At 55.2% G+C, this 17967-nt stretch carries 15 protein-coding genes; all 15 read right to left on the minus strand.

The features are described 5' to 3' along the window. Positions 1–7: 7 nt before the first annotated feature. The 15 genes from KY465_RS07880 to KY465_RS07950 all read right to left on the minus strand — a co-directional run bounded on the left by KY465_RS07880 (position 8) and on the right by KY465_RS07950 (position 17422). Positions 8–961 carry a tripartite tricarboxylate transporter substrate binding protein gene (locus KY465_RS07880; RefSeq protein WP_219201125.1) on the minus strand — a complete coding sequence of 318 codons (954 nt, stop codon included), beginning with the start codon at positions 959–961 and terminating at the stop codon, positions 8–10. Between the two features lie 73 nt (positions 962–1034). Next, positions 1035–2066 (minus strand): zinc-dependent alcohol dehydrogenase, encoded by a 1032-nt coding sequence (locus tag KY465_RS07885; protein ID WP_219201126.1) that lies wholly within the window; start codon positions 2064–2066, stop codon positions 1035–1037. A 34-nt stretch (positions 2067–2100) separates the two neighbouring features. Beyond that, positions 2101–2931, minus strand: a complete 831-nt coding sequence (locus tag KY465_RS07890; RefSeq protein ID WP_219201127.1) for an SDR family oxidoreductase — start codon at positions 2929–2931, stop codon at positions 2101–2103. 4 nt (positions 2932–2935) lie between these two features. After that, entirely contained in the window at positions 2936–4075 is a 1140-nt protein-coding gene (locus KY465_RS07895) for an iron-containing alcohol dehydrogenase (protein ID WP_219201128.1), read from the minus strand. Positions 4076–4084: 9 nt separating this feature from the next. Next, positions 4085–5527 carry an aldehyde dehydrogenase family protein gene (locus KY465_RS07900; protein ID WP_219201129.1) on the minus strand — a complete coding sequence of 481 codons (1443 nt, stop codon included), beginning with the start codon at positions 5525–5527 and terminating at the stop codon, positions 4085–4087. A gap of 33 nt (positions 5528–5560) precedes the next feature. Continuing rightward, positions 5561–6739 (minus strand): mandelate racemase/muconate lactonizing enzyme family protein, encoded by a 1179-nt coding sequence (locus KY465_RS07905; protein ID WP_219201130.1) that lies wholly within the window; start codon positions 6737–6739, stop codon positions 5561–5563. 300 nt (positions 6740–7039) lie between these two features. Further along, positions 7040–7762 (minus strand): FadR/GntR family transcriptional regulator, encoded by a 723-nt coding sequence (locus tag KY465_RS07910; RefSeq protein ID WP_219201131.1) that lies wholly within the window; start codon positions 7760–7762, stop codon positions 7040–7042. A gap of 1284 nt (positions 7763–9046) precedes the next feature. Beyond that, the gene (locus tag KY465_RS07915) at positions 9047–9559 is read right to left on the minus strand and encodes a gluconokinase (RefSeq protein WP_346432614.1); all 513 of its coding nucleotides are present in this window, start codon (positions 9557–9559) and stop codon (positions 9047–9049) included. Positions 9560–9608: 49 nt separating this feature from the next. After that, positions 9609–10706, minus strand: a complete 1098-nt coding sequence (locus KY465_RS07920) for an ABC transporter ATP-binding protein (RefSeq protein WP_219201132.1) — start codon at positions 10704–10706, stop codon at positions 9609–9611. Between the two features lie 4 nt (positions 10707–10710). Beyond that, positions 10711–11550 (minus strand): carbohydrate ABC transporter permease, encoded by an 840-nt coding sequence (locus KY465_RS07925; RefSeq protein WP_219201133.1) that lies wholly within the window; start codon positions 11548–11550, stop codon positions 10711–10713. After that, positions 11547–12389 carry a carbohydrate ABC transporter permease gene (locus KY465_RS07930; RefSeq protein WP_219201134.1) on the minus strand — a complete coding sequence of 281 codons (843 nt, stop codon included), beginning with the start codon at positions 12387–12389 and terminating at the stop codon, positions 11547–11549. Before KY465_RS07930 ends, KY465_RS07925 begins: the two co-directional genes overlap by 4 nt. 36 nt (positions 12390–12425) lie before the next feature. Continuing rightward, positions 12426–13772, minus strand: coding sequence for an FAD-dependent oxidoreductase (locus tag KY465_RS07935; protein WP_219201135.1), 1347 nt, complete (start codon positions 13770–13772; stop codon positions 12426–12428). Between the two features lie 26 nt (positions 13773–13798). Further along, positions 13799–15094, minus strand: a complete 1296-nt coding sequence (locus KY465_RS07940) for an ABC transporter substrate-binding protein (protein WP_219201136.1) — start codon at positions 15092–15094, stop codon at positions 13799–13801. A gap of 479 nt (positions 15095–15573) precedes the next feature. After that, positions 15574–16641 carry a LacI family DNA-binding transcriptional regulator gene (locus tag KY465_RS07945; protein WP_219201137.1) on the minus strand — a complete coding sequence of 356 codons (1068 nt, stop codon included), beginning with the start codon at positions 16639–16641 and terminating at the stop codon, positions 15574–15576. 13 nt (positions 16642–16654) lie between these two features. Further along, positions 16655–17422 (minus strand): SDR family NAD(P)-dependent oxidoreductase, encoded by a 768-nt coding sequence (locus tag KY465_RS07950; protein WP_219201138.1) that lies wholly within the window; start codon positions 17420–17422, stop codon positions 16655–16657. Positions 17423–17967 lie beyond the last annotated feature (545 nt).

The following is a 17967-nucleotide window of genomic DNA, read 5'->3' on the forward strand; positions in this document are numbered from 1 at the left end:
GGTAAGCTCAGCTGCCGGTTTTCTCATAAATTTCGAGAGCGTGCTGCTTGCGTTCCTCAAGGTATGGGCGAACTTCTGTCCCATCCATCCACTTCATGCCGAAGCGCATTTCCGCCGCGCGGTCCTGGAACCCCTCCTTGTGCCAGATTTTTTTGAAACCATCGCGCAAGATCTGCAAACGCTCCTCGGGCACGCCTTCCGGCGCCATGAACACGCGTTCCACGGAGGTGACGGCATCTACACCCAGTTCCTTGAAGGTCGGCACATTTGGAAGGAACGAAACACGCTCTTGTGCAGTCACGCCCAGCACGTTCAGTTTATCAATCGAACCATAAACGGGGCCGATATTGGTCACAGCAGCGTCGATCTGCTTTCCGAGCAAGGCGGCATTCAGTGCCGCTCCGCCCTGATAAGTGACCACGGTGAAACCTAGATCTTCCACATCATTGATGACGTTATACGCCAGCCATGTCTCACTTAGCGGCGACGGAATCCCGAGCGTAAGCGCGCCTGGGTCCGATTTGGCTGCTGCCTTCAGTTCCTCGTAGGTCGCAAATTCACTGCCTTCCGGCGTCACCATCAGCTGTGGCTCGGAAGCAACGAGAGCAATGAAGTCGAAATCATCCAATGAATACTGACCGGCGCCGGCTGCCGGCTGAAGAAACATGTGCGGCAGGCTTCCCATCCCGATGGTGTAACCGTCGTTACCAGCACGCGCCAATGCAGTCGTGCCAACAGCACCGCCGGCACCGGGCTTATAGGTGATGATGAAATTGTCTCCGAATACCTCCTCCGAGAACATGTCGAAGGCGCGGGTGAGCATATCGGTCCCCCCGCCCGGGCCGAATGGCAACTGGATCGTTATGGCGGACTCGGGGAAATCTGCGCTAACTGCAGGCGTTGTGGTCGCTGCGGTCACAGCCACCACGGCACCAACTGCACTCAAAAGAAAGTTGTTCATTAGTTCTCCTCCCATTTCACCGCTTGGAAATTTGTGCCGGTGATTGCGCGTATCTGAAGTAAATTTCTGGCTCCTAAGTTTGCTCGTGGATCTTTGCGACGATTTTAACGGCGTCTACGGTTCCGGCGATCATCGCTCTGACCGTACGATCGACTTGGCCAAGTGAAATTTCCGTGCTGATGATCGGTAGAAACACTTCCGGATGGGCAGCAATTAGTGTGATCGCCTCAGCAAAATCATCAGATGTATATGTAAAGCTACCGATGATCCGGTGCTCCTTGAGCCTGCTTTTGTCGATATCGACCACACCGGGTCTGTTGAATTGGCCGAGCAGGAGAATCACGCCTCGGGGCCGTGTGATGCGGAAGCTCTGATTGATCAGATCATGGTCGGACGCAGCTATGAAAACCGTGTCCACCATTGTGATTCCAGCTGCTTCGAATTGCTCCGGTGCTTCTACCTTGCGCGTGTTCAGCACAATATCCGCGCCGTGCCGGCGTGCTTCCGTCAGGTTAAATTCCTTCAGATCGCAAACTATAGCCCGGCTTGCGCCTTTGAGCCGGCAAACAGCGAGTACCAAGCTTCCTATTCCGCCTGCTCCAATAAGAGCCATGCTCTGGCCCTTGCAAAAGCCTGCCTGCCGTACGGCATGAACCGCGACAGCCAGCGGCTCCACCAGCGCGCCCAGCCTTATCGGCACGCCAGCAGGCAGTTCGAACAAGCTATCGACGGGGGCGCAAAAATAACCGGCGAAACCGCCTGGCCATTTTGAAGTTCCCAGCAAGGTCTTCGAGGCGCAAAGGTTCGGCCAGCCCGAGTGACAGGCCTCACATTCGCCGCATCCGCGCTCGGGCAGGACGACCACTGGCGTACCCAATTCGGGTGCCGTGACTCCGTCTCCGCGTGCGTCAATCGTACCGCAGGTCTCATGGCCCGGAATCAACGGAAGGGCACGGCGGGCGTGATGACCGCCATAGGCATGCAAGTCGGAACCACAGATGCCGCAAAAAGCGGTGCGAATCCGCACCTCCCCAGCCCCCGGCTGCGGCAGCGGCAACTCGACCAGCTCGCCTTTGCCGCACTCCTGCATGCAATAGGCCGTCATGGAGATCTCCGACCGAGATCGCGTTGTACTGGCGCTATAAACCTGCATTTGCCGTGAAACCCCCGTCTATCGGAATGGTGGTCCCCGTGACATAACGTGACATGTCCGAGACGTAGAAGAGCATCGCCCCCATCAAATCCTCGGGGGCGCCCAACCTTCTCATCGGCGTCATTGCCACAATTTCCTGCCCACGCCACGCCAAGCTCCCGTCCACGTTCGTCATGGTTCCGCGATTGTGCGGTCCTGGAAAGAACCCGGGAGCGATGCAATTCACTCGGATCATGGGGTTGAAATCGTTGGCCAAGTGGCAGGCCAACCATTGAGTGAAATTGGCAACACCTGATTTTGCCGCCGCGTAGGAAGCACGCCCCCGTAACGGGCGATAGGCATTCATGGAACTGATATTGACAATCGACCCGCCCTCGGGGTTGTCCAGCATTTTCTTGCAATAGTAGTAGCAAGGCCACATGCACCCCGACATCAGATTGAAACTGACATTGGCTCGCATGACCTCAGGATCGAGATCGAAGAAGGTGAGGTCCCCATCACTGATCGAGTTCGGCAGATGTCCACCGGCGCAGTTCACTACGATGTCGATAGCGCCAAACTCATCTACGACCCTATCGGCATGCGCTTCTATCTCGGGCAATTTGGTGTAATCCACCTTATGAGCTGCCAACATGCCAGTTGCATTCTGCATGCGGCGGATCCGGTCCTCGACGGGTGCGCGATTGGTATTGTAGGTCATCGCCACGTTGGCACCGCTCTCAATCAGCTTCTCGGCAATTTGACCGCCGATAACGCCGGACGCGCCGGAGACGATCGCGCTCTTGCCTGATAGATCGCAATGAAAGCCCGATGCCATTGATCTACTTCGCCTCTAGGAGCAGGGATTCGAGATCGGCCCGCGTTGTTGTACGCGGATTGGGGCCGCTGTTGGCAATCGCCACTTCGCTGACCGCCGCAACGTCGATTCCATCGAGCCCAACTTCGGAAAACGTCGTGGGGATTCCGAGGTCGGCGCACATTCGAAACAGTTCCCCAACCACCAGGTCGCAGACGGTGGAATCGCTGCAGCGATCCACCGGAAGCCCCAGAATTCTCCCAAAATTTCTATATTTCGCGGGATGAGCGATGAAATTGAACCGGACGACGTAGGGAAACATCATCGAACAAGCCAGTCCGTGCGGCAGATCGTAAATTCCCCCGAGCGCTCTCGCGAGCGCGTGCACATTGCCGGTACCGGTATTGCCGATGACGGTTCCGGCGAACATGCTGCCGATGAGCATTTTTTCTGCGGCGATGGGATCTGCGCGATTAGCGACGAACGGTCGTATGTTGGGGCAGAGATACTCCAGCGACTGGATCGAAAGGCCTTCCGATAGGCTGTTTGCACGGTTCGATGTGTAGGATTCTAGCCCATGAATGATCGCATCCATGCTGCTTTCTGCCGCGATCTTTACCGGGAGACTCGCAAGCAGGCTTGGATCCAAGATTGCCAATGACGGGATTATGGCAGGCGAACGCAAAGACATCTTGTAATGGCGTGCGGCATCGGTAATCGCCGCATTGGACGTGACTTCGCTTCCGGTTCCGGCCGTCGTCGGGATCGCGACAATCGGCAAAGCTCCGTTCTTGATTTTGCCAGGCCCGTCATAGGCGTTGAGCTTTCCACCATTGCGGGCGAGTACGGCTATTGCCTTCGCTCCATCCATGGCACTGCCACCACCCAACCCGATGACCGCCTCGATGCATTCGTCCTTAACCGAATCCCAGACCGCCTCCATCGAGGAATCGCGCGGGTTCGGTTCAATGCTGTCAAAAACCTCGTACTCGACGCCGGCACGCTTTAGAGAGTCGGTTCCTCTTGCGCTGATTCCGGTCTTTGCCAATCCAGGATCGGTGACAAAGAGTACCCTGCCGTAGCCAAGCTCACGGACTTCGTCGCCGAGTTCATCGACAATGCCGCGGCCACATTTGACGTTTATCGACGTTCTGAAGGCAAACATCATCTATCCTCAATACGGCGCTTGGTTTTTCAGGTGCATGATGACGGTCCGTGACTCCGTCAATTCCTCGATCGCATAGCGCGGACCTTCCTTGCCCATCCCACTGTCCTTCAGCCCTCCATTGGGCATGTGGTCAACGCGCCATCGGCTGGCAGAATTGATATGCATGATCCCGGATTTTATCTTTCGGGCGACATACATCGCATTGTCCAGATTTTCGGTGAAAAGGCCGGCTGCCAGCCCGTAATTGGTGTCGTTGGCACCTGCAATTGCTTCCTCCACATCGGTGAAGGGAATAAATCCGATCGCCGGCCCGAAAAGCTCCTCGCGGTAAATTCGCATTGACGGCTTCACATCTGCGACGACGGCCGGGCGAACAAAGTTGCCGTTACGTCTGCCCGCATCCGGACCGAGAACGCGAGCACCCTCTTCAGCGGCACCGAGTATGGTTTCTGAGACTCGCACCGCGTCCTTTTCACGTATGAGAGGGCCCATCGTGGTACTTTCGTTAAGAGGATCGCCCTGCTCGAATTCGGCGATCCTTGTGGCCAAGCCGTTTACAACTTCTTCATAAATGTCCTTGTGCACGAAGGCGCGTTGGGTGGCGACGCAGGATTGTCCGGCCATCCCGTAGCCCCCTTGGACAAGCGAATTCACCACGTGGTCGACGTTGGCATCCGCCATTACCACCACGGGACAATTGCCACCCAGCTCCATCGTAACCTTCTTCAGACCCGCCGTTCTGCAGATGGTGTCCCCCACCTCAAAACTGCCGGTGAAGGTGATTTTGCGGATGCGCGGATCCGGACAAAGTTGCGATCCAATTTTAGATCCGGAGCCAGTGATCAGCTGAATTGCCGTTTCGGGAAGACCAGCATCCAGAAAGGCCTTGACCAGATGGGCAGTCGACAGGGGCGTGTCGTAGGCGGGTTTCAGGATGACCGAATTGCCGGCAGCGAAAGCCGCACCGATCTTGTGTGCCGCCAGGTTTACGGGAACATTGAATGGCGTGATCGCCAGCACCACTCCACACGGAACCCGAAAGGTGAAGCCGAACTTGTTCTCGATGTTGGGCACTTGACGCGCCGTCAGCGGGAGCACCTCACCCGATATTTCACGCGCAGCGTCGGCCGCAGCGAAGAGAGTCATGGAAGCGCGTCCGACCTCGCCTCGAGCTTCCGTTATCGTCTTGCCGTTTTCCCGCGTGATGAGTTCTGCGATCTTTTCCTTGCGTTCCAGTAACAACTCACCGGCGCGGTGGATGATTTCGCTCCGCCGGTAATAGGGCATATCTTCCATGACCTGGGTGGCGGCATAGGCGCTTGCAACTGCATCTTCCGCATCCTGTGCATCCGCCAAGGGCGCCTTGTCGATGACCGAACGATCATAAGGACTGCAGATATCGATCGAGCTCTTGCCCTCGCGCCAGGCTCCGTCAATAAACATTTTCATGGGCTGTCTTCTCACTACTTCTCTTAAACAGCTTCAGCAGACGCTGTAGCGTTCAAGAATCTCTTCGTTAATATCGATGCCGATACCGGGACGGTCCGCCCGGGGCGCGTGGAGGAAGCCATTCTCGAAAGCATCGTAAGGCTCAGTCAGCAAGTCGTGACGCAGCGGATTACGATCCTGCTTCGACCAGTCCGAGCGCATGACTTCAAAGGTCAAGAGATTTGGAAGTGCTGTGGCGATGTGGAGCGAAACGGCCAAACACAAGGCTGAACAGCTACCCGTATGCGGTGCATAGGGCACATGGAAGGCCTGCGACATGTGGGCGATCTTAGCGATCTCGGTGAGACCGCCGACACGGCACGGATTGGGTTGCACGATATCGACGGCACGCTCGGAAAACATGTTGGCGAAGTCGAAGCGCGTGAAAGAGCTCTCACCCCAAGCAATTGCCATATCGAGATGATCGGTCAAATATTTGTATCCATACATATTGTCGGGACTGATCGGCTCTTCGAACCAGTAAATTCCGAGCCTTTCCAGCTCGCGACCCACGCGGAGCGCCAGCTTGTAATCCTCGTGATAGGCGCAATTGGCGTCCACGGTCAGAACGACATCGTCGCCAACCTTTTTGCGGATTTCCTCGACCAGCCTGATGTCCTGGATGTAACCTTCTGGGTTTTTTCCCAACTTGATTTTTATCGAACGGAAGCCGGCATCTAAGAACTGCTGGGCAGTGTCGAGCACGATGCTTTTTTCACGCATTCTCAAGCTTGACGCGTAGGACGGAATCTTATCCCGCTGCCGTCCGCCGAGGAACATATACAATGGCTGGTTGTAAATCCTGGCGCGCAAATCCCACAATGCAACATCGATGCCGCTGATGGCTTCGATAAAGAACCCGCGATTGTGACCCCGATTCATCATTGTCGCATACATGATTTCCCACGTATGCTCAGGCTGGAGTGGATCGGTACCTATCACGACCGGCGCGATCTCTTCGATAATCTTTTTCAGCGCTGCCGGAGCAAAGCGCGTCATGCACTCCCCATAGCCAACAAGTCCTTCGTCAGTGGTCACCCGGACAATAGTTGCGCGATAACCACCAAACACAATGTGCTGCACTTTGTCGGCATGCGGGATGCTGACCGGGGCCTCGATTGACTGCGAGAGCGGCACGAAAAGGGGGAAAACTTCGACCTTGCTGACTTTCATTCCGTTTGTTCTTTTCTGCTTTAATTCGATAAAGAGACCGATATCACTTGGTATTGTTATTGAACCAATTAATTGAAGGCGTCAACCCACCCTTCCCGATTTTTGCGCTTAACAGGAAAATTCGTTTATGTTTTTGTTTTAAAACATAATTTTGCGCTAGATTCACACGCAAATGGAAAGAACGTATGCGCCTGCCAGAACAATTGGGTCATTTATTGAACCCAGAAAGGCGGATACTATCATGCGAAAGGAGCGCCCCATTGAAACATTAGCTGCGTTGCGCAATGATTGGTCAGACGCTTAGGAACTCGTAACTATGTCGAGACCAAGTCGGTTTTTCGAGTTTTCGAGATGACGCGTGAAGGCTCTGAAGATGAAATATTCATCTTGTGTGCGCATAGCCGCAATGATCTGCTGATGCTCAGAAAGGCTTTCGCGCAGCACGTCAGCATTGTAGATATTTTGCTTGATTGCATTCCAAAGGGGTTGTCGCGCAGTATCTATCACTGGAATGACTAGAGAGATTATAATATCGTTGCGCGTCGCAAACGCTAGCGCTTTGTGTAATCTGTTGTCCGAGTCGCGGTAATCTTCAACACTACCCTGCTCTGCAGCTATCTTCATTTCCTCGACTAAGCCGTCGAATTTTTCCCAATCATCCTCGGTAGCGGATCGCGCCGCCATTATGGCAACTCCAGGCTCTAGAGCGATACGGGCATCAATCGCGGACTGGGAATCAGAGAACCGACCGAAGCCAGCTTCGTCGAGCCACTGCCGTACATCGCCTACGTTCGGCAGTGCTGCGAGATAGATCCCGCTGCTGCGGCGTACCTCTAAAACCCCCGCCATTTGCAACATCGCAATTGCTTCGCGGAGAGTATTTCGGCTGACGTCCATCGATTTTGCCATTTCTCGCTCGGGGGCGAGCTTGTCACCGACCTGCATTTCAGAATCGAGGATCTTGGAGACAATTTTTTCGGCGACAATTTGGCTTCTGAATATAGGCGTCACGCGATCGAACATTGGCTTTCCTGTACCTTAAGTGATGATAGCTTTCTATCAGACTACACAAAGATATGGTACTTATTTTGAACCAAATAGGGCTTCCGGAATGTGAGACGTGAACTGTGGTTTCCGATAAGGTTGTCGCGACCAGAGCCCCAATCGGCTGATTGGCGCTTGGAAGTCCTTGCCGCCATTTTCTCTTTCGTAATTATTGATGCAGAGCCATTTGCGAAGCCATTGGTTGCGTTCATTTAAGGTGTTATCGGCTCGCTCATAAGCCCATTCCTCTCGCAGGGCTCTGATGAAGCATTCGGCCTTTCGATTTGTGTTGGGCGTCTATGGCCGCGTGCGGATGTTACACCGGCCAAGCGCGAGTGCCGCACCGCGGAAGGTATGGGAGATGTATCCGACGCCACTATTGCTCATGACGCGGTGCATGGTGACGGCGCGCCTGCCAAACCATCGTGACTCTTGCCAGGAAGTGGACGGGTATCGCTCACTATAGGCCAGTCTCGAATGATCGCCGATGGCGACATGGCTAGGGCCATAGCTCCGATGGCGCGAGCGTTTGCGCCGATGACGGCCAGCAATGCGATGGCCCGTTTGCTCACAGCACTCTAGCGTCTGATGTCGCGATGGATGAGATCGCAGCGGCGTTCTCGCTCGTGTCGGCGCACCGGCTGCGGTGGATTGAGAGCGCGAAAACCAGTCTTTAGAATTCAATGCAACTAACGACCTCATTGGAACATTACAGCCAAGGTCACGATGCTGGGCTTCAAAGCCCACGTGCAGACATTCTTGCTACCCCCCGGGATTATGTGGCGCTCTCCTTCCCGGTTCTGCCTGTAAAATTCCCGATTACCCCGGCACGGGAAATCCATCTTAAATGACTGATTTTTGCCTATTTTCCTCTCTGCGTCTCCTGAAAAGCGTGAAAACCTTCAGATTTTCCCGGTTATTTCCGTGAAAACCGGGAAACTAAACAGAGACTAGTTCGCAGTCGACTGCGTCCCCAGCCACTCCTTCCACGCTTTTCAATCCCTTGCTGTTTCCGGTTAAAATGTGCCGTCTTTTCAGGTACTTGGAATCTTTGTGTTCCGACTGAGACTCGATACCGGGCTCCATTTTTGCTTGGGATAGCCGAGAGTCTCGACCGGCGAATTCGCCGCGAGTTCGGGCCGCGCTTCCGGGCACGCTTACCAAACGGCGCCGTACCTTCCGCCCGAGTTCTCTAAGCCGGGAAACTGGCATGGTGGCTCGGTGGAGCCGACCCGGCCGAGTGGAGCGCTACGCCTGCATGGCTCAAGGAGCGGTGCGGCACGCAACCTGCGTATGAATTCTCTGCACGAGCTCATCTACCAGGAGATCAAACGGCTGGCCTATGTCAATCTCCAGGCTCAGTTCGTCTTTCTCAGGCACCTCAAGGGCGTCGAACTGGCTATCGAGCAGAGATAAAGGCATAAAGTGGTCGCTGCGAGAGGAAATACGCCGCGCGATAACCGAGCGATCGCCCTTCAGGTGGATGAAGCAGACGCGCTTTTCCGCTTCCGCGCGAATCCAATCGCGATACAGCCGCTTCAAGGCCGAGCATCCGACCACCATGGGCACCGTTGATCGCGAGATCCGTTCGCCGATCGCTCTCAGCCAGGGTTCCCGATCCGCATCGTTCAGCGGAATCGCCGATCTCATTTTCTTGATGTTTTCGAAAGAATGCAGCGTGTCACCGTCCAGAAAAGGCAAGGATAGCCGTGACGCCAACACCTTCCCAACTGAGGTCTTTCCACAGCCGGAGACACCCATAACAATATAGGTCATCATCGTATCTTGTTGGACGACGGCGTCATGGATCATAGCCTTTGTCTATTTATTCAATCCCCACGGCAATCAGTCGTTCATCCTTCCCGCTGAAGATACAGGCTCGAGATTTATCGATACGGAAGTTCACCTTCGTATCGATATCCCAATTGGCATGTGCAGGAGCCTTGGCAATCAGGGGCACAGTGCCAACGCGCAGATGGACGAGAGTTTCCGGGCCCAGATATTCGAGAACTTCAATCACGCCCTGCGTGCCAGTTTCCTCCTGCTCAACAACGACGATGTGCTCCGGACGAATCCCGACAGCGACCTCTCGACCCGACTGTGTTTCAATCTTCTTCGCAAGACGGTCGGATATCGGGATCCTGAAGCTTCCCTGGGATAGAAAGTGATCCCCACCCGTGCTTTCGACAGTGCACGGAACGAGATTTATTCCCAACCCTCCGACAAAACCAGCCACAAACTGGTTGGCGGGTCGTTCATAGACCTCACGGGGCGTGCCAATCTGCTGGAGCTTGCCGTCCCACAGTACGGCAACACGGTCCGACAACGTCATCGCCTCTGCCTGGTCGTGGGTCACATAGACGATCGTGGTCCGAACCTGGTTGTGAAGGCGTTTCAGCTCAGCCCGCATGGCCACCCTTAACCTGGCATCCAGATTGGAAAGAGGCTCGTCCATCAGAAACGCTCGCGGGTCTCTGACGAGCGCCCGCCCCAAAGCCACGCGCTGTCTCTGCCCGCCGCTCAGATCGCTTGGAAAGCGATCCGTAAGTTCGGCCATTCCTAACGTTTGGCAAACATCTTCAACCCGCGATCTGATGATCTGATCGCCCAGCTTTTGCGCCTTCAGCGGAAATGAGAGGTTCTCGAAAACGTTCATATGCGGATACAGCGCATAGTCCTGGAACACCATTGCCACCTGGCGATGGCGCGGCGCAACGCCGTTGACCACTTGACCGTCGATCAGGATCTCGCCGTAACTCGGTTCCAACAGACCAGAGATAAGGTTGAGCGTCGTCGACTTGCCACATCCTGACGGACCCAGAAGAGTCAGAAATTCATTCTCCTCCACTTCAATAGAGAAATTTGAGAGCACATCATTGTTCTCGTATCGAAGACCCACTTCCTGAAGCTCAATTTTTGCCATTTTACTAACCTTTCATCGCCCCAGATGTAAGTCCGTAGATGAACCATTTCTGAAGAAGAATAAACAGGAGAAGAACTGGAATTGTTGACAGGACAACTGCAGCTGTAAGCTCTCCCCATTGAATTCCGAATTGTGAAATATAATATTTCAGCCCAACCTGAGCCAACCGCATCTCGTCACTTGATGTAAGCGTGAGCGCAATGACAAATTCATTCCACGCATAGACGAAGACAACGATCGCCGCGGCAGCAAGACCGGGTTTGCTCAAGGGAACCACCACCCGATACATCGCGCCAAGCCTCGAATAGCCATCGACCATTGCGGCCTTGTCCAGCGACTGCGGCACGTTTTGCAGAAACCCTTGGATCAGCCAGACCACCAAGGGGGTTTGCCACATGCTGTAAACGAGGATCAGGACAATGTAGGTGTCGAGCAGGTTCATCTTGCTCGCCAGGAGATACGTTGGAACCAGGTTCGCGACCCCGGGAATCATATGACTGGCAATGAGCAGAAACATGAACACGTTCATGCCACGAAACTTGAACCTGGATACCGCATAGGCCGCATGGATCGAGACTATGAGAGTCAAGATGATTGATCCGACTGCCACAATCGTGCTGTTGAACAAGTAGAGTGGCATGTTCGATGCCCAAACGGCCTGGTAATTCTCCAAAGTAACCGGACTCGGCACCCATTCCGGAGGAAAGACATACACTTGCGATTCCGGCTTGAGCGAAGTGATGATCACCCAGATGAAGGGCAGGAGCATCAAGACCGTAATGCCGCTGAGCGTCAGGAAAAGGATTCCATGCCGCAATTTTTGCCTCAGGATATAGGGTTTCATCGCCGCCCCCTCATGGATGCAAGATAGGCAAATGTGAGCAACACATTCACGAAGAACAAAATTATTGCGATTGCGGAAGCGGTATCCATGTTGAAGTAAGTGAATGCTTCACGATACAATCGAAGACTGATCAAATCAGTGCTGTCCAACGGTCCGCCACCGGTTAATACGAGGGGCAGAGCAACGATATTGAAGTCGCTCAGGGTCAGGACGATGACACACACAAGCAGCGTTGGCCGCAGCATTGGTATCGTCACCCGCGTCAGCGTCGTGAACCAGGAGACTCCATCGACCCGGGCGGCCCGGTAAAGATTTTCCGGGATGCCTTGAAGCGCCGCAAGCAGCAAAATCATCGGGAACGCCACGGATCGCCATACATTGGTGAGGATCAGCGCAGCCATAGCAAAACGCGGATCACCAAGAGGATCGAGCCTTGGAAGCCCCAAATCCAGCAAGGCCATCGATACCGGACCGTAATCCGCGTTCAGCAACCATCGCCAGACCATTGCGGCGACCACTTGGGAGACGACCCACGGCACGAGGATCCCGGTCCTGAACGTCGTCCGGAAGGCAATTCGCTGGTTCAGCAGGAGCGCCAAGGCCAGGCCCAGGCCCACAGCGAGGAACACAGAGCCTGCTACGAAGATGAGCGACGCCGTCATGTTCCACCAACTGGCCGGATCGGAAATCAGCCGCCAGTAATTTTCAAATCCGACGAATTCCCCTGTCACCATCAGGGCGGATTCATGCAGACTGAGGTGAAATGCGTAGAACATCGGGTAGAGAGCGACGGCGAAAACAAGCGCCGAAGCGGGTAAGATCAAGACATATGGAAACATTGGGAACCCCTGCGCCAGGCTAGCTGCAACCGCCTGTCAAAGAACGACGTTTTGCGCTGCGAGTGTGGTCCGCAACTGTTCAATGTCCAGTTCAGCAGGAGAAATTGCGTTCCCCCGCGCTGAAAGGGCGGCAGCCGTCCCTGCTGCTTGACCAGTTGCTACGCAGCACGGCATCGAACGCGTTGAAGCGTGGGCTTCATGCGATGCGGAAATGCATCGTCCCCCGAGCAGCATGCCATCCAGATCCTGCGGAACGAGACAGCTGTAGGGGATTTCGTAGAATCCTCCGGGCTGCAAGACCGTCCAACTGTGGCTGTTTGGGTTCTCGGCGGGCCCGTGATTGTCCATCGGAAAGAAATTTCGCGCCACGGCACTCTCGAAACGCCGTTCTGCGAGAATATCCTCTTTTGTCAGCATATACCGGCCTATGATGCGACGCGATTCACGCACGCCGATTGAGGCAGCAGTATCGATCAGGTGAGCGTCCGCGAAGCCCGGCAGGTTGTCCTTCATGAAACGGACAACAGAAGCAGCCTGCTTTCGCGCATCGACTTCTGCTTTCGTCAGATCGCCTGCATCGACCGCATCCAAACCTTGCACGCGTGTCGCATTGACGAGGATCTGACCTGTGTTGGGGAGCGCCTGAAGCCCCATCGATTCACGGGCCAGATACAGCCCGCCGCTCTCCTTTGCCTTTTTGATAAGACTGAAGAAACCGGCAAACACGAACAATGGCGGGTCGCGATCCTCTTCCAGAAGACACTTCATCGGCTCCTGGTAAAACTCGTCGGGATTCGCCTTGTAATATTCGATGAGTTGCTTCGTATCGACATTGCCCATGCGAAACATGAGGGTCATCGGCTGTCCGGCGTTCCCGTCGGGCCGTCTGGACTCAAAAGCCGCACCAGCGGAAGCGGCCACATCGCCGTCGCCCGTGCAATCAACGACGACTTTTGCCGAGATGGTTTTTATTCCGGATTTGGTCACGAAGCGAACACCTTCGATCCGCTGGTTCTCGACAACGGAGTCGAGGACCCAGGAATGCAATAGGAGCCGCACACCAGCTTCGGAGACCATTTCCAGGGCAACTGTTTTGAACAATTCCGGATCGAAGGGCGTGTAAAGCCCTTCGATCGAACCGCCAACTGCTTTTAGGCGGTCGAGAAACTCCCACATGATTCCGCCGATTATGGACCTGTCAACGCCCATGAAGGAACACATGAGCCCGGCGGTTGCGACCCCGCCGAGCGTCCCTCCTCTCTCCACGAGAGTGACCTCAGCGCCGGTACGTGCGGCGGCAACTGCTGCCGCAATACCCGCCATACCACCGCCTGCAACGAGTACGTCAGTGGAATGAGAGACTTCTGAATGCTGAATTGTCATGTGGGAGATTCCTTACTCGTCAGCGACTAGAGGCTGCGGTTGTATTTGGATGCAGCGTTATCGAGCGCTTGCTGCACGGACACATCGCGAAGAATCGCTTCCTGAATCGCCAGATTGAACAGTTCGATAAGCAGATCCAGGTTTGTTGCCTGCGGGAATTCGCTTGAAGCCGTCGCAATGTAGTCGAGGATGAATTTCAGGTTCTCACCCTCCTCGGACTCAAAGAATGCATCTTCGGCCACCGACTTGCGGGCGGGCACCTGGCCTGCAACCTCTGCATTGAGAAGTTGCGACTCGTAGCTCAAGGCGTGGGAAAGAAATTCCCAGGCAGCCTCTTTGTTCTCCGAGGTCGCTCCAATGCCGATATCCCAGCCGGTCACAGGAGTGGGGGCAGGTTTGTCGACACTCCACCCCGGGATGGGAACAAGCCCAACCTTTCCTTCGATAACGGGCGATGTCTGGGTTCGCTCATAGCGATGCATCCCTTCGATCGCCATCGCGTATTTGCCTGCCATGAACCCCTGCAGTCTCTCGTCATAAGTGAGGTTGACCACATCCGGCGGCATGGCTTCGTGCACCTTGACAAGATCGACGAACGACTGGACCGCCTTGACGCCCGCCGGACTGTTGAACGTCGCTTTGCCGTCCGGCCCTATGATGGTTTCGCCGGATGCCCAGATCAGCGGGAAAAGAAAGCGGTGCGCGAATGGTTGACTGCGCGCGATCCCCTCCGCGAAACCCCACTGATCTATTTTGCCGTCGCCATCGGTATCGACCGTAAGCGCCTTCGCGGCGGTCGTGAACTCGTCCATCGAGCGCGGTGGCTCCAGACCCGCTTCATCGAAGAGATCCTTCCGGTAGAAGAGAGCGCTCCCATTCGACCACATGTTGAGCGCATAGGTCTTCCCGTCATAGACACGCTCCTGCGGATGATAGAAATCATCAAGCGCCCCCGCGTCCCAGGTCTCAATGTACTCATCAAGAGGCGCCAGTATATTGCCGCGCGCCAGCGTTTGCCGGAGGTTGGTCTCCACCAGCGTCACATCCGGACCGCGGCCGGCAGAAACCGAGACAATGAGCTTTGATGAAATCTCGTTCCAAGGGAAAATTTCCGGCTGGATTTTGATCCCGGGATGCTCGTCCTCGAAGGTTTTGATAATTTGAGCCCACGCGCTCTCACGCGGACCGTTTTTATTTGGATCCAAAAAAGTCCAAAACTTGAGTGTCGTTTCTTCCTGGGCCCCAGCTGTGCCGGGGGCCAGACAAACGATCGACGCCGATACAATCAGCGACAGCCAAAATCCACCTTGTCTACATTTCATGCTGAACTCCTCCCTTGGTCTGAATGCTCCGCCTTGAACGGATTTTTTCGTTGGTTCGAACCCTAGGTTCGCCTCGCATTGACATATGCCCGCCACGCAAATCTGACGTGTCGTTGAACCGATCTCAGGAAAAACGTTACACCTCTGATATAGCAGGCTTTATCCTCCCATATGCGAATTGGTAAATCGTTACACTAAATTTTTGTCCTGTCAAGTTCGCGGCGCCAGAAAACACGTGCGCGAGTGAGCGGCTGCGGCTCTCGTGTCCTTACCCGGGAAGACGCTTCACCCTGCCCCATGCCGCGGCACGGACGAGGTCAAGCAACTTCAATTGCAAGATTGGCCGGGGCTTTCTGAAAGGCGCCCCCCAAACGGATGCACACAGCCCACCGGCGCGCTCGGCGGGGCGATCAGCAAATTTGATGCCGAGAAAATCGCGATCACGGGACAGGTTGCGGCGCTTGGCAGCAGATAATGTGCTATTTGCCCGGAGGGGCGGAAGACTGCCGGCAGACCAGCTTCGGAACAATGATCTCTTCCACCGCCGGTCCTTCCTCACCCTCAAATCTGCGATCAACGAGCTCGACAGCCGCGCTGGCTATCTTGTCGAAGGGCTGCCGTATGGTCGTCAACGCCGGATAGGCCAAGGACGCCATGTTGATGTCATCGATGCCGACGATTGAAATATCTTGCGGAAGATTAAGTCCAGCCTCGCGAAATTCGGCGATGAGTCCGAGCGCGGTTATATCGTTCAACGCGACAATTGCCGTCGGTCGCCTTTCCAGTTTCAGGACTTCGGCGGCCGCTTTGCGACCGATGGCCTGCATCGATGTGTCGCCGAATGCGGCCGTTCCATCGGACAGATCGACAGTGATAACCGTATCGTCCGCCAACCCGTGCCGGCGGATCGCTTCGCGGAATCCTTCCAGGCGGGCCGAACGGCTGAGGGTTTGGTTGGGTGCGTTCACGTAAGCGATTTGGCGATGTCCGAGCGAGACGAGGTGATCCACGGCCATGCGGGTTGCCGCCATGTTGTCGATCGTCACGACATCCACTCTTTCCGACTGAATCTCTGCAAGAGTGACATCAAGTGCGACCATCGCGACCCGCGTTCGCTGCAGAATTTTCACCAACTCGGGGTCGGAGAGGGCAGACGCCGTGATGAGACCGCGCACACCGAACGTTATGAGCTCCTCCGCAAACTCACGCTCGCGTTGCCGGTCGCGCAAAGTGTTGCACAACAAAACCCGATAGCCATGAGCCTGGGCAGCCTGCTCGACCTCCACTGCAAGCTCTCCGAAAAACGGGTTTGCCACTGTTGGGACCAAAAGCCCGATGATTGGAGAATGACCGATCTTCAATTGCCGGGCGGCGTTGTTGGGCCGGTACCGCAACTCGTCGATAACGGTCTGTATTCTCTGACGCGTTTTCAAGCCAAGGCGAGCATGATTGCCGTTCAGATAATTTGAAACGCTCGACGGGGAGACCCCCGCCTGCCTCGCCACATCAAGTATAGTCGCGCTGGTTTTTTTATCTTTCACGGCCATCACTGCTATCTGACTAGTACAACCCTGCCCCGCCATTGACATGGATTGTCTCGCCCGTCACGAATCTTGCCGCATCAGAGGACAGAAAGACGACGACTTCCGCGACATCATCCGGCTGTCCCTCACGGCCCAACGGGGTCTTCTCTACGGTGGCCTGCCGCCCTTGGGAAGTGGAAAATACATCATGAAAACGGGTGGCGATCAGTCCCGGGGCAACACCGTTGACCCGGATGCCCAACTGCCCGACGTCTTTCGCCAATGCTCTTGTGTAGGTCACGATTGCCCCCTTGCTGGCGGCGTAGTGGGCAGCCCCGTGGCCGCCGCCGTCAAAAGCCGCCTGCGAAGCAACGGTCACGATAGCGCCTGACCGATTCTTCTCCATCACCTTCAATGCCGCCTGACAACAAAGGTGTGTAGAAGTGAGATTGAGGGCGAGCGCTTTCTCCCACAGCGACAGCGGCGTATCGACCACCCTGCTGCGCTGCAGAAGGCCTCCGGCGTTGGTGACCAGTATATCGAGCGACCCGAAACGCCCATCGACCTCGGCGACTGTATCTGCAACGACCTGCGGGTCACTGAGATCCGCCTGCATAGGATGGATGGAGCCGCCGGAGGACGCAATTTCATCACGAAGAGCCTCCGCCTCGGCTTCGCTTGAATTGTAGGTAAGGGCAACTTTTGCACCGGCACTTGCAAAGCGTCGCGTGATGGCTGCGCCGATGCCCGAAGCTCCGCCCGTGACCAAAACGACTTTGTTTTCCAAATTCACAGTATTCTCCATGACTGTTTTACGTGATTATTTGCGTGCTTTTTCAATATCCGAAGAAAACATAAAGTCATCTGCACCTTAGGCCGCGGGTTTCGCAATCCGCCGGCCGACAGATAGATCGCGTTCGACTCCTTCTCATCTCGTCGCGTTCTTCGCATTCCTCTCGGCTCCGAAAACACTCAGGGCAAGGGTGATGCCATCCCTGAACTTTTGCCGAGGAAGCCCCTTGTGCTGCAGACAGCGAGACGTCACCAGACCGGTTTGCATCCAACTGTGCCATCGAGCAGATCCGCTCAAATTTTGCCTTTTCGGTGCCGAGAATAGGTATTTGATAAATCGTTGCACCTTTCGCCGAACGATGTCAAGGTGCCTGCGTGCCAGCAACGCGCGGTCCGTACGCATGCAGAATTTATAGTTTAATTTTTTTTTGAAGAATTTTCAATGGCTTATGAGTGTCGATAGTTATTCGAACCGACAATCATACACGCTTCGCCAGCCCCAATCCTTCGTCGGCCTGTCACAGCGCGCAGTCTGGTGGCTGCGCCTCCTATCCAGAT

Origin of the sequence: Neohoeflea coraliihabitans (assembly GCF_019334345.1) — a bacterium.
Taxonomy (GTDB): domain Bacteria; phylum Pseudomonadota; class Alphaproteobacteria; order Rhizobiales; family Rhizobiaceae; genus Pseudohoeflea; species Pseudohoeflea coraliihabitans.